The 12,797-nt window shown below is 51.7% G+C and carries 14 protein-coding genes; 5 read left to right on the forward strand and 9 right to left on the reverse strand.

Annotation, left to right across the window (positions count from 1 at the left end; translation table 11 throughout):
- Window positions 1-168: 168 nt before the first annotated feature.
- A complete protein-coding gene (locus tag ACR3EP_RS15785) occupies window positions 169-927 on the forward strand; it encodes a DUF4956 domain-containing protein (protein ID WP_480638617.1) in 759 nt (252 codons plus the stop codon).
- Here ACR3EP_RS15785 and ACR3EP_RS15790 read toward each other — a convergent pair whose 3' ends face one another.
- The 7 genes from ACR3EP_RS15790 to ACR3EP_RS15820 form a co-directional block, all read right to left on the reverse strand.
- Entirely contained in the window at window positions 928-1,869 is a 942-nt protein-coding gene (locus ACR3EP_RS15790; RefSeq protein ID WP_480638618.1) for a metallophosphoesterase family protein, read from the reverse strand.
- Entirely contained in the window at window positions 1,859-3,292 is a 1,434-nt protein-coding gene (locus ACR3EP_RS15795; protein ID WP_480638619.1) for a hypothetical protein, read from the reverse strand. Before ACR3EP_RS15795 ends, ACR3EP_RS15790 begins: the two co-directional genes overlap by 11 nt.
- A 19-nt stretch (window positions 3,293-3,311) precedes the next feature.
- A complete protein-coding gene (locus ACR3EP_RS15800) occupies window positions 3,312-3,956 on the reverse strand; it encodes a protein-tyrosine phosphatase family protein (protein ID WP_170552483.1) in 645 nt (214 codons plus the stop codon).
- A 118-nt stretch (window positions 3,957-4,074) separates the two neighbouring features.
- Window positions 4,075-4,248, reverse strand: a complete 174-nt coding sequence (locus tag ACR3EP_RS15805; RefSeq protein ID WP_170399849.1) for a hypothetical protein — start codon at window positions 4,246-4,248, stop codon at window positions 4,075-4,077.
- 408 nt (window positions 4,249-4,656) lie between these two features.
- Window positions 4,657-5,271, reverse strand: coding sequence for a hypothetical protein (locus ACR3EP_RS15810; RefSeq protein ID WP_480638620.1), 615 nt, complete (start codon window positions 5,269-5,271; stop codon window positions 4,657-4,659).
- 55 nt (window positions 5,272-5,326) lie between these two features.
- A complete protein-coding gene (locus ACR3EP_RS15815; RefSeq protein ID WP_480638621.1) occupies window positions 5,327-5,788 on the reverse strand; it encodes a hypothetical protein in 462 nt (153 codons plus the stop codon).
- A gap of 201 nt (window positions 5,789-5,989) precedes the next feature.
- Window positions 5,990-6,289 (reverse strand): hypothetical protein, encoded by a 300-nt coding sequence (locus tag ACR3EP_RS15820; protein ID WP_170337109.1) that lies wholly within the window; start codon window positions 6,287-6,289, stop codon window positions 5,990-5,992.
- Window positions 6,290-6,849: 560 nt separating this feature from the next.
- Here ACR3EP_RS15820 and ACR3EP_RS15825 point away from each other — a divergent pair.
- The 3 genes from ACR3EP_RS15825 (at window position 6,850) to ACR3EP_RS15835 (ending at window position 8,729) form a co-directional block, all read left to right on the forward strand.
- The gene (locus ACR3EP_RS15825; protein ID WP_480638622.1) at window positions 6,850-7,365 is read left to right on the forward strand and encodes a DUF805 domain-containing protein; all 516 of its coding nucleotides are present in this window, start codon (window positions 6,850-6,852) and stop codon (window positions 7,363-7,365) included.
- Between the two features lie 73 nt (window positions 7,366-7,438).
- Window positions 7,439-8,209, forward strand: coding sequence for a hypothetical protein (locus ACR3EP_RS15830; protein WP_480638623.1), 771 nt, complete (start codon window positions 7,439-7,441; stop codon window positions 8,207-8,209).
- Window positions 8,193-8,729, forward strand: coding sequence for a hypothetical protein (locus tag ACR3EP_RS15835; RefSeq protein ID WP_480638624.1), 537 nt, complete (start codon window positions 8,193-8,195; stop codon window positions 8,727-8,729). The genes ACR3EP_RS15830 and ACR3EP_RS15835 overlap by 17 nt, the downstream gene beginning before the upstream one ends.
- A 548-nt stretch (window positions 8,730-9,277) precedes the next feature.
- Here ACR3EP_RS15835 and ACR3EP_RS15840 read toward each other — a convergent pair.
- Entirely contained in the window at window positions 9,278-10,957 is a 1,680-nt protein-coding gene (locus ACR3EP_RS15840; RefSeq protein WP_480638625.1) for a BCCT family transporter, read from the reverse strand.
- A 334-nt stretch (window positions 10,958-11,291) separates the two neighbouring features.
- Here ACR3EP_RS15840 and ACR3EP_RS15845 point away from each other — a divergent pair, with 334 nt between their 5' ends.
- Window positions 11,292-12,224: a LysR family transcriptional regulator gene (locus tag ACR3EP_RS15845; protein WP_170361945.1), complete on the forward strand. Its 933-nt coding sequence runs from the start codon at window positions 11,292-11,294 to the stop codon at window positions 12,222-12,224.
- Window positions 12,225-12,460: 236 nt separating this feature from the next.
- Here the strand turns inward: ACR3EP_RS15845 and ACR3EP_RS15850 are convergent, their stop codons facing one another.
- Window positions 12,461-12,679 carry a tautomerase family protein gene (locus tag ACR3EP_RS15850; RefSeq protein ID WP_170352054.1) on the reverse strand — a complete coding sequence of 73 codons (219 nt, stop codon included), beginning with the start codon at window positions 12,677-12,679 and terminating at the stop codon, window positions 12,461-12,463.
- Between the last annotated feature and the right edge of the window lie 118 nt (window positions 12,680-12,797).

Consider the following 12,797-nt stretch of genomic DNA (forward strand, 5'->3'; position numbering starts at 1 on the left):
GTATTTGGCGGAAGTATGATGTCTGATCCAGCAAGGCTTTACCGGAACTAAATTCATAAGGTTGAATTGGTCTATGGGAGTGCGGCTTAGTCGTGAGGTGTTGAGCGATTAAGCCAAGTTACTCACTACAGAGCGAATATTCGACGATTCAGCGGGAGGAAAAGACTGTTGAGTAAGCTATTTTCGATTGCATCGGTCCTTTTGGCGGTGCTTTTGCCTAGTGTTAGCTATTCTCAGATTGATCCTGCTTCCTTGCTTGCAGGAACATCCGAGTCAGAGATAGTAATTGAACGAAGCTGGACTCAGTTCCGCGGTAAGCAGGAACTCTACTTTTTCACACTGGACGTCATCGTAACGATCATTTTGACCGCTTTGATTGTCTATCATCCCGTACGACGTAAAGCGCGCCGAAGTGTCAGCGATCTGGTTATGCCCAGATTGTTTTTCCTGTACGCGCTGATCGGAATGGCCGTAGGGTTCCTCGTTGTTCAACATGGGTCAATGATCGGTTTCGTTATCTTTGGCATCGGCGCGTTGCTGAGGTTCCGCTCCAATCTCGATGATCCGGTGGACACTGTCGAAATGATAATCGTGACTGTTCTTGGTCTTGCGGTCGGTTTGGGCTTGCCGCTGATGGCCACTCTGGTGGCGATTGTGTGTTGGTGTTTCATTTGGCTTGGTGGACGCAACAAGGGTGTCGAAGTCTCCCTCAAGGCATCAGACGAAGAGCACTCATTGAACGTCAGCGGCGCCATTGAAGCCATGGCCGCAGACGCTGGCTGGAAGCTCGTTAGAAAACACCACGTTCCCGGCAAATCTCGCGTTTCATTGCTTTTCATTACTTCGGGAGGACTTTCAGAAGCCCGGATCGAAGAGATGGTAAACGATCTGGTCCCAGAAAAAGTTGAACTGAAACTCAACCTCTAGTCATTTGACAAGGTCTAATCGTTTCAACACCGCATTCGGGGATCTGATCTCTTTAGGGAGCGACTTGAAGTTTACCGACCTTTCGAAATCAGGTCCTCGATACACTGCTATCCCAAATTCGCCGTTTGGCTGGAACGTAACATGAGTGAAGCTGTGAGGTGATCTGGCTTTTGAGCCGATAAGCCGTCGTGGACCACCTCCCAAACAAGCTTGGGAGACGTAAGCTACACCGTCTTTCCAACCGGGATAGAAGGCATGATGGTGGCCTGACAGATGCAGAACGACACCGCTTTCCAGGTAGATCTTCTCAAGTGTAGGGTCACCGATGATTTCTCGTTCGCGCTGGATCGCGAACGGCCAAAGTGGGAGGTGGCTGAAAGTGACAATAGGGTCTCCGTCTGCACCCAATTCCTGTAGCCGGTCCTGCTGGTCGCCGGATAGGGGACCTAGGGTCGTTGCATCCAGAGACGCAAACGTAATGCCCTGCATCTCAAATGCGTAGAAGAACGGGTAGTCATCTGAAACCAGGAAATCGACGCCTGGTTTTCTCGGCGTCCATTCCTCTGCGTATATTTTTCTTTCACGCTCGAACCCACGATAGGCGGAGGCATCGTGGTTCCCAGGCGTGACCGCAAATGGAATGCCGGCAGCCTCTAAAGGGTCTGATACGGCCTCGTGAAACGCCTTCCACATATCCCTGACCTGTTTGTCGGACAAGTTGGGAATGCGCTGTCCCGCAACCATATCTCCGGTCGAAATAACCAGACCTGGATCAATCTCAATTATGCGCTCAATCGCTTTGTCGACGCGGGCATCGTACCTTACCGAACCATAGCTTCCATTCAGATCCGATATGACGATGACATCCAATGCCGCCGCTTTGCAGGCGACCAGAGCGGTCCAAATGAATGCCGCAAAGAGCGTAGAAAGCTTACGGGTCACTACAGTTCACGGCCTCCACTTCGGTGTCGTTTCTCAAAAAGAATGCGACAGGATTCAAGTCGAACATCAAATCACCATTAGAACAATTGTCCCGGAGGATGGATGTTGCCAGCGCGGTGTTTTTCACAACTTGGGCAATCTGACTGTCTGACAACCCAAAGCTTTGCGACAACCAGCCGTAGACGGGACCTTGAGATTGAAGGTCATTATTCAAAGCGACCAAGCGCCGATACGTACTTGGAGAGAAGTGCCGCATTTTCTCTAGCATTTGAGTAGATTTTGCGAAATTGGCATACTCGACCCGCCCACCAGCATCGTTGTCGTTTAGATTGCTGCGACGGATCAATAATGCGTCGGCGGGAACGTCTCCATCGTTTGGTTCATGGTGCTTGGCCTTCCTATGCTTCAGGTCTCCGTCTTCGACCCAATACCAATAGGGTGTGAAGTCTATGTTTCCCACACGGTCCTGCTGGCTAAAGATGAAGTCGAGTAGAACAATCTCGGTGAGTTCTTGCATCCAAAATGCCATCTGTTGGTCACTGACATCGGGGCCGAGATCCTTGTTGATCATCCGGTCTTTTCGGCCTTCTTTAACGCCCTCTGCAATGGCTTCTGGCAAGGGTTTTGAAGAACGCAAAGCCAAGAAAGCGGGGGTTTCCTGGAAATCGCGGTTTTGACCTTTCCCCCAGCCAGACTTACGAGTGCCGTTGATTTCCGAGCCGTATCGATGCCCAGGACTATCAAGCAGTACACCGTAAATTTGCGTTCGATCCGCGGTGAATAGATCGTCGGTTGGCTGGTATGATTTCGGGTCAGCATCCGCAGCTGCGAAGACCCGCCAGCCTTCGTGGTTCATTCGCCCGCCATGAGATCCACCAGAAATCGCAAGGCCAGGCTCGGCGACCTCGGAAAAATGCGCCTGGGCATCCATGCTACGCCAAACAGCGACTGGAACTCTGACAGTTGCGTCGAAATATCTGGAGAAATGATAGTAAAGCAGTGAAGACGTGGAAAACGTTCCACTGGTGCCTTTTTGGTTCATGGTGGATTTGAATTTAGCCACCCTGTCCTTGGCCAGATCTTTTGCCGCCTTCCCCTCCTTGCAAGCGTTTCTCTCGAATTCAGAACGGTTCCCCACGTAAGGTCCTTCCGAAATATCGTAGACGGCCATTCCTGGGCTGGTGCTCCAGGTTTTTGGGCAAATAGCAATTTCGGAGGCATAGAAATCGATCTCGCAATAGGCTGCTTCTTCCTCAAGATCGCTTTTCTTATACTCGCCCGTTGGAACTTTATTGATCCGAATACAGCGTTCAGTAACACCGTTGGGACTATTAAATGTCGTGGCTTCACCTAGAACATCGTCGTTCGCCCACAAGACGGCGGGTGCAATGAAAGCAAGTGACCCCAGAAGGATGAACTTCATTTGGATAGTCCTCCCAATATCATTTGGGGCAAATCGTTGCCTGTTGTTCGGTGGAGATTTTCAACTTGGGGTCGACGCTGAAGTTGGAGAATTTTGAGTCAATCCACTGGTCGCACCCGCCTGAACAAGGGGCCCCGTTTCGAGCATCATTCCAATATTCCTTGGCCCTTTCTTCCGTCCAACCACAAAACTGAACGAGCGCCATTGCCGACAATGCCCCCGAGGAATGAACGCCCCACATGCAGTGCACCAAGACAGGGCCTTTTCCAGGGTTTTCAATCACCTCGTGTATGGAAGCCATGACAGCACCGGGTCGGGAGGATCTGGCACTTTGATAGTCAAAGGATCCGTTTCCACAACTGGTGCGACCGTACTCAGTGTTTTTGCCAAAGTCGGCATAAAACCCGGTTGAAAACCCTTCACCGCACAAAGTTTCGCGTTGTCCTTCACTCAGGCCCGTTCGGTCCTTGTCGCCGCCTTTAAAACCAGAGCGATACAATACTCCGCTTAAGACTGGGCGAAAAAAAGCGACACCATCAACTCCTCCGTCGCCACCCTTTGAAAGCATTTGACTGTTGCTTGGGCCACCGTTTCGACTGGTCACATCAGAATTCGCCGCGGTTGCAAGAACACCAATGAATATGAGGGACGTCAAAAACCGCATGCGTATTCCTTTCTGTTTTCAGCCAGCGATGCTCACGCTTTTCTTGCCGGGAGTCCCGCGGAGAGGCTCGTTCACGGTAACCATGTAAGGTGGGCGGTTGGCTTCCCGTCCTGAAGTTTCAAATTGGCCACACCAGATTGATGAGAAAGACGACTACGAAGTAGGCCAGAACAACTTTCCAGTTCCATTGGTGTTTGTTTTCTTCGTTGATCACCCCGGCAGATTTCAATACGAGGTTTGTGACTATCAAAGCTGCAACAGTCACCACAGCGTGTGCAAGATCGAAGTGCATTTCTCAGCCTCCTTCACTTTTATAAACTAATCCGGACAAAATTCAGCAGTCGGAGGAAGGAAGCATGGTGACATCTGAATACCGACCCTCAGATGTAGTAATGCGCGCGCAAGCGCCTGTATTCCGGTTGAACCAGTACGAGGTCAGACCTTCGCTTCGGATGAGTTCAAATCCGAGACTTTGGATGCCCATTTCAGCCTGACCGGCGCGCGCACCTTCAAAAGACGAAAGGTCGCTTGAACTGCCGACAGTTGGCGATCCAGTATCCACTGATCCCCCGTTATCGTCACATGCTGCCAAAGCAAGGGCACAAACTGCGCCTCCAAGCAGCGATAGATTGGTTCTCATTTCTTCTCTCCCTTTCTGGTCTCCAGCAATCCAAAAATCCAGTGCAACTCACGCGTGGACTTACTCGATTCCAAATATGACGTTGTAGTCAACTTGCGCATTTCCCCGGTTAATAACTTCAACGACATGGTCACCGGATTGCCAAAGCTGGCCCCGGTATTCCTTGTCCGCCGACATCAACTCCAGAAGCTCCGAGCCATCAGGGTTGCGAATGACGTAGTCCAACGATCCGTTTCGTGGCGCGACGCGCACATACAGAAACTGTTCGTTCTGCGCGCCAAGGACATATTGTTGAGAGGCGCCGGGCGCGAGTTGGTCGACGAGTTCGACACCGGTGGACCCGGCATCGAATTTGACACGCTGGCTACCGGTTGACCCGGCGGCACCGTCCCTGGCTCCACCGCCATCATCCATGGCTTCGACAACCGACATCTCGCCGATGCTTCCATCCTTGTAAGCGATGCAGCGCCAAAGTGTTCCACCAGCATCACGCAGCATAACGAGCGTACCAGCTTCCGAGAACTGAGAGCTTTCAATCGTTCCGGATTGACCGTCTGGTCCACCAACCTGCCGCAAATGGTCGATACAAGCGTCGTCGGCTTCTGACATTGCAAAAGCAGCTGTGCTCGCGATTGCGAACATGGATGTGAGGAGCTTGAGTAAAACGAGTTTCATCAGATGGTTCCCTGTTGGCTTGTCCTTACTGGTTTGTTCCGTACAAAGCGGAACCTCACTTCGCTTCTCGTAACTTTGACAGAAATTCATCGCATGCCTGTGCGCTGCCGACGATCTCGCCCGTCGTTTCAATTCCTTGCATTGACGCCATTTCGGAATTCACGCGATTGAGGATCTGATCCGCTTGCTCGGCGGTGATAAGGTTCTCGGCTTGTGCTCCTTTCAATGTAGTGCAGACACCGGCGGACAAGCCTGTCGCAACGCCGACACCCATCGCGGCCCCACCACCCAAGGTCATCGCCCCAACCACGCCGAGGACGAGCCCGATCACAATTCCCAAGATCACTTTTCCCATGTTTTCCTCCCTTTTGGTGAGACAGAGCTCCGCCTTCATTTCTGGTGTAAACTGCGAGCCCATCTGCAAATGAAAACCAGCGCCAAAATGTTGAGCATCGGCGCAATCGCTGCAAACCACGGCTTGGCGGACTCCGAAATTAAGTCCGCTACAAGTATCCAAGGTAGTCCCAACGGCAGTAGGAACACTCCGGACAAAGGGTCTCGTTCCTGTCCCAACCAGCCAAATGTGCCCGTCAAGAATGCAACCAACGCCAACAGGTACAGGACCGCGAATACGATGATGGTGGTTCTACAAACCAAGTCGAGCCTCAGCAGATCAAGCCAGTGCTGCGCAGCCGTTTTCAGCGACGCAGCAGACAGGTCACAATGCGCCTTCGTCGCCCAGGAACTCGATACCAGCTGTCGCGCCATCACTGTAAGCAATGCAATTCCAAGGAGCACGATCCTCGCCAACGCCGACTGTGACCTGTGTTCCCGCCTCGCTAAACGCAGATGAGAGCACCACGACTTGCGAATTGTTTGTCGTGTTGGCTACATCTCGCAAACACGCCTGCTGAGCCGGCGTGAGCTCGGCGGACGCGCTTGATGTACTCGTATCGTCGCAGGCCGCAAGCAGTGCGAAACATGTCGCGCCTGCAATCATCACCATCTTGTTAGACATTTTCTTCTCCCTCTGGTTCCCTTGAAATTAGTGAAATTGGATGCGCTTGTTTGAAGCTCTCGCGTCTGTGCAGCCAATAGAACATACCTCGATCCTGTGACCATCTTACCCAAAACTTGCCGCGGGGGGCTTGGTCGGCGGGACGATATTTCGTTGACTATCGGGGCAGACAATAACGTGTGAAGGCCGAATGACGTCACTAGCAAATGCTAGAGCAAACTCTGAAAAGAGGGCGAGTACGTTAAGTCTGAGCATCGCGTCCTCCCAGCGCTCAATCATTGTAAAGTGCCTTCCGACCGCCAGCACTCACTCCAGCAGTCGGAAGGGCTCGGCACAGCGAGCAGCAACGACAACAACGGAGGTAAAATAAAGTTGTGTCGAATTCGCATATTTGAATCTAATTTCTCATAAATCAATGTTTTTTCCGCGCGTAAATTTCTCTACGCTCTCGTACGATAGGCCTCTGCGTTCAAACAAAAAAGTAAGTGGGAGCTGCGAGTGTGTTCCCCTGAGTGGCGAAGCGATTTGAGGCCGCACAGAAACAATGAAGGGATTGAAAGATGGGATTTGGTGAAGCCGTTAAGACGTGTTTCTCGAAATACTTCCAGTTCTCCGGTCGGGCTATACGCTCAGAATACTGGTGGTTCTTCTTGTTTGTGGTTCTCGTGAGTGCTGCTTTAGCTGTGCTGGATACGATCATATTCGGGACCAACCCAGAAACTGGGCAAGGATCTCGCGTCATGTCCTCTGTTTTCCAACTGGCTGTTCTCATACCTATGCTGGCCGCCGGTTGGCGGAGGCTGCATGATACAGGACGACCTGGCTGGTATTTGCTGCTGCCGATGGCGCTCAGCATTACAACGCTCTTTGTTATGCTGGGTGGGGTGGCGTTCTTCTCGGTATTGGAGCAAGGGACCGAGAACCCTGACGCATTGCGAGGACCTGCGGCAGTCCTGGGCGTGACCGGTATTGTTGTAGTCTCAATTCTTCAATTGGTTCTGTCTATCCTGATGATCTGGTGGCTGACACGACCTTCCCAAGAAGGCGCAAACGAATACGGCGAACCTGTTTCCTGATCTGGCTGTCCGGGCAATTGGCTGGAACTTCTGCTGAACGACAGTGCGAACCGTAACTCAATGGAGAGAGAAAATGAGTTTCAAAACGATTTCCACTGGGACGCTGATGGTGGTTATGGCGACTACAGCATCAGCGGAGTGGTCGTTTAGTTCCGGGCCCAATCCCAATGCATTTATTCAATCTGGAAACATGACGCTGGAACTTCAGTGTGACCGTATTCGCTTTGCTCCGGCTGGATTCGAGGACAGCCAGGACATTGCGGACAAGCAGGGGCTTTCCATTCGGTTTTTGAAGAACGGCACCACCGAAGTTGGAGCATTTCAGGTTGGCGCAGAAAACGCTGCCGTGCAGATCGTCGACAACTATCCAGTCGAGGTCAGTTTCAATAGTCAGCAGGACTATGATTTTGTACTGGACCAGCTTGCAACCAATGCATTGGTTAATCTGTCCATGATTGATCAAGATGTCAGCTATGGGATCTTTGACTTGAAAGGTTCCGGCGCGGCAATTCGGTCCCTTCGTTCCGCCTGCGATTTAGATGCTAGCCAGGGGACCTCCTACGAAGCACCCGAAGGCATCGTCTACTGTGGTGGCGGAGCGATAAAACGCGTGATCGAACCCGTAATTTTGGACAATTCGGAGGGAGAGTGGGACGCGCGAGTAACGGTTAACGGCGCGTCGATCAGAGCCATGACAGCCTACAGCTACTTCGGAAACTCTGAGCCACCGGCCGGATTTGTCGTCGCCCTTCTTGGTGAAGACAGGTCCGAATTTCTGATTTTTAACGAAGGCTCGGCAAACTGGCTGGAATACGGGGACTACAGGTATGAACAATGCAACTGAAGCCACCTTCCAACCGGCTTCCCAATTGGCAAGCTACTTGAAACGTTTGGTATCTGCGATCCTGCTGGGTTCGGGCCTGGTTTGGACCTCACCAGTTGTCGCGGCTGACGTTTTGCAACTTCCAACCGGTTTGCGAGCAAAGGTTGATCTGGCGGCGCAGGCATGCGCAGAGTTCAACGACGGTCAGTTTGACTTAGATTGGGGTGCGGTTGAAAGGGTCGATCTCGACGGAGATCTACAACGCGACTGGGTTCTGAATGAGTCTGGTTTCGCGTGTTCAAGCGCCGCATCTCTTTACTGCGGAACTGGCGGATGCATGTCGCACTTCTTGATTGAAGAGGAGGTTCAATCCTTGCTCAACCAGGGCTGGACGGTTGTTGATTTTGGGCGTCAACGCGTTGTTGTTGCGGATATTCATGGATCCAATTGCGACGGAATAAACCCAACGCCTTGCGTCACCGCCAGTGTTTGGGATGCGGACGCTAAGACGTGGCGCTCATCTGCTGGCGATTGGGAATAAGTTGCATTTGAATATTGCAGATAAGCCACAGGAGCTGGTTTGTTCGGTGGGTTCTCTGTGGCACGCAAACTTATGGGCAAATCGTGCAAAGTTATGCGCAAATACCGCGCAGAGTTATGGGCAAACTTCCAAGAATTTCTTCAATGAAATCAATGTTGGGAATGCAGCGCTATGAGAACACCTACAGTCTCTGAAGGGATTCAATAAAGGTTTCTTGTTGTTGCGAACTTGCCTGCGGGTTGGGACGCTACTGGAACACCTTACTTCATGGACATCGCAATCCGGGTCGTAACTAAACGTGAGCAGTGTTGGCGGGGTTCATGCTCAATGTGACTTCTGGAATCCCAGGTTTGGGTTCTCAGGCAGTTTGAACATTCTGCGCAGAAAGCAGACTCTGCAAAGTTCAACCAAAGACGTATTTTCGGTAATGATCAAGCAATCAATATGCGGCGCTAAAACCCGCATTTTTGATAGATTTCTGTTTCGGCTGCCATCATATTTGTGACCCCGGTTTTTTCGTCCCAGGGTCACATTTAGATACGCGAGTACTATTCGGCTGGCATCGTTGATGTTTCGGGATCAACAGTTGATGCAATGCCAGCCGCTTCGCGGCGCCCATCGTTCCAGATCGCTTTTATCAAAGCAATGCACATCAGCGCCATGACGATAGAGAAAGGTAATGCGCCGATTACCATAGCGGTCTGAATGGCCCCGGTTCCACCTGAGATCAGAAGGCCTCCAACCACCAATGCCAGCGCAGCGCCCCAGAACATGATATGCGGACGTGCCTTGGGCCCTTCGTCACCAGCCGCGTTGATCGTATTCACGATTAACACGGCCGAGTCAGCCGAAGTGACAAGGAAAGTCATCAGCAAAATCACGATCACAACCGCCATGGCCCAGGCCAGGAACTCGGCTATGGGCGCGAGCATGTAGGTGGTCATGGCAAAGATCTTGTCACCATTAGCCGCATCCAGGATCACACCGTTTGCGTCACCGTTCAGTTCAAGGTCGATAGCGGTGCCGCCGGCCCATGCAAACCAGACAAAGCACATCAGCGACGGTACGATCATCGCACCCAGCACGAACTCACGGATGGACCGCCCCCGCGAGATGCGCGCCAAGAACAATCCGACGAAAGGTGCAAACGCGATCCACCAGGCCCAATAAAACACCGGCCACCAGCCCTGCCATTGTGCCAGCAGGAAAGATTCAGACCCTTCTACGCCGTCCGAGGCGTAAACGTTGAAGCTGAGCCAGGGCAGAGCAACCAGATAGTCCCAGATGCCGACAAAGAATGCCTTGGCGCCAAAGAACGTAGCCCCGAACAGGATGAAGAAACCCAGAAGGAAGATCGATAGCGCCATATTAATGTTCGACAGCCACTTGATGCCCTTACCCACACCAGACAGAGCCGACAGTGTCGAAGCCCCCATGATGACCAGCAACGCGACGATGATGCCCAGCGTTGTGGCTGAACCGTCTGTATTTGCCAGGCCGCCGATGCCGATACGCGTCAGGCCCGCAACGAACTGCTCAACACCAAAGCCAAGCGTCTGTGCCACACCCAAGATGGTTGCAACGACGGCGACGATATCGATCAGGTGGCCAAGGTTGCCCGAAAGCGCCTTACCAAAGAGCGGCGTCAGGGATGAGCGGATCGTCAGCGGAAGCCCACGGCGATAGCTGAAGAATGCCAATGCAAGACCTGCAATCGCGTAGCACGCCCAAGCGCCCAATCCCCAATGCAGATAGGACCACACGTAGGCAGTGCGCACATTGTCCGCATCTAGGGCTGTAGTGACCCCCTGAATAACCGAAGGATTGTTCTTGAAGTGGGCCACGGGTTCCGCCACCGCCCAGGTCAACATCCCAACTCCGATACCTGCACCGAACATCATCGAGAACCATGAGAAATTCGAGAACTCCGGCTTTTCGCCTTCTACACCCAGGTTCAGACGTCCTGCGGCTGGCCAGATGGCCAAACCAATACAGACGATAACAAACCCGGTTACGACCCAGATGTACCAAGCTGCAAACTGAGCCAGAATGGCTGCATTCCAATCGCCAAGGATCCTGCCGGCCTGGGTCGGCCAAACGATGCACCAGACGACCAGCAAACTAATGATAATCTTACTGATCACCGTGACGTTAACACTGAACCCCCTATAAAAACCGTTGTCAGCGGTCTTAATCGGAAGTTCTGAAAGAGGTGGCTTTATCGCCATAATCAACTTCTCCCTGTTTTTGATGCTCTGGTGGGATTGTCTGCTAGTTTTAGCTCGACCGCCTATATTGCTGGGAAACCACTGAGCCCAACGATACACGCAAGTTGCATCGTCAATCTCACTGGGACCGGGGAGTCAAAACTCGCTGAAATTCTCAACTTTTTTGAGCCAGCGTACGCATGTGAATTTCGTTAATCGCATGGCTATCCGCGCTTATGGCCGCGACTTTGTATTGTTATCATTGGCTCCCGTATTTCTCTCACAGGGCTGCACTCGCGCCCATAGGCATAGTTTTTGGTATAAATTTTCTACCTTTTGCAGTAGCTGAGTAATTATGGGTGACATTAACAGAGTTAATACCAGTCTAAGCCGAAACCTCGTGGCGCTTTATGCGTTCGAAATGGTCGCGAAACATGGAAACTTTACAAGTGCCGGCGACGCTCTCGGGCTGACCCAGTCCTCGATCTCGCAACGGATAAAAGGTTTGGAGGTCGATCTGGGCGTCGTCCTCTTCAAAAGAGAACACCGGGGCGTTTCACTGACATATGAGGGGTTGAGGCTTTTGAATGTGGTCAGACCCGCAATGACGCAGATGAATTTTGCGGTAAACTCTTTGCTCGAGCGCAAAACTAAACCCAGTGTTCGAATCTCAGCCGATTTTGCGTTCTCAACATTCTGGCTGCTTCCGCGTCTTGGTTACCTCCGAGAGGAAATCGGGGATGAAATTGAAATTCAGATTTTGGCCTCCACTGTGCCGCCCGGCCTGGATGATACCGATTGCGACATTCGTATTCATGTTGCACCCAAAGCCCAGATCAAACCTGATGAAATACTACTCTTGGAAGAGGTTGTCGCCGCTGTTTGCAGTCCTCAGCTATTAGAGAAGATTGGATCAATCCAAAATCCCGCGGACTTGCTGGATGTTCAACTTCTGAGCCTGTCAAAACCTGCAACCGCAGCGTGGCAAACCTGGCAAGGATGGTTTGATAGCTTGGGCATAACTGGCAAAAGAAAGAAAAATTACATCAGTTTCAACAACTATGACATGGTCACCCAGGCTGCTTTGTCTGGTGAAGGTGTCGCATTGGGGTGGATTGGATTGATTGATGATCTGCTCAGCAAGGGGTCTCTGGTGACCGTTACGGACGATTTAGTCTTCAGCGATGCTGGTTATGTAATGTCTCGAAGTCATACCAACTCCGGCAGGGGGTCCAGGCTTGTGTTCGACTGGATTGCGGATCAAGTTCTCGCAGCATCTTCGAATTAGAACGTCGCTGAGTTGTTCAGTCAGCTCGGCCATAACGTCAGGTCAATTCGAAATCTACGGCAATACTACAACAACATGAAGCGGCATTGAAAACTTGCTTTCTTCTCGCTTTACGGAATTGCAAAATCTGGTCGCGAATGTCGGCTACGGGCTGAATCAGCCAAATATGCAACCCGTAGAAAATGACTGCTGTGGGCCAAAGCTGCCGAAAACTGACTCGGTCCTAAGGAGTTTTGTCAACCACGGGCGCGCATCTCCAAAGCGTCTTGTGTAGTTAGAATGTGTCCCGCGTAACCCCATGAACCGCTGCTTACCTCTAGCAACCGGACAGACGTTCCATTTTGTATTGTTTGCCCGGCGACTTCGCCGAAGGCCTTGGTGACATTTTGTATTATCTTGCCTTTTTCTTCTGCCGAAAACACACCTTCAAGCACCTGAATTTCAATTGAGGGCATCGCACACTCCATTTCTTAAGACTTACCAAAATGCTGGTCTATACTTGGTCGATTGTTCGACAAGATGACATGCAATGCCCATTCTTGTAAGAATCCTATGCAGTTCGAGAGGAGCAAC

It is taken from the genome of Ruegeria sp. BB10 (assembly GCF_056535725.1).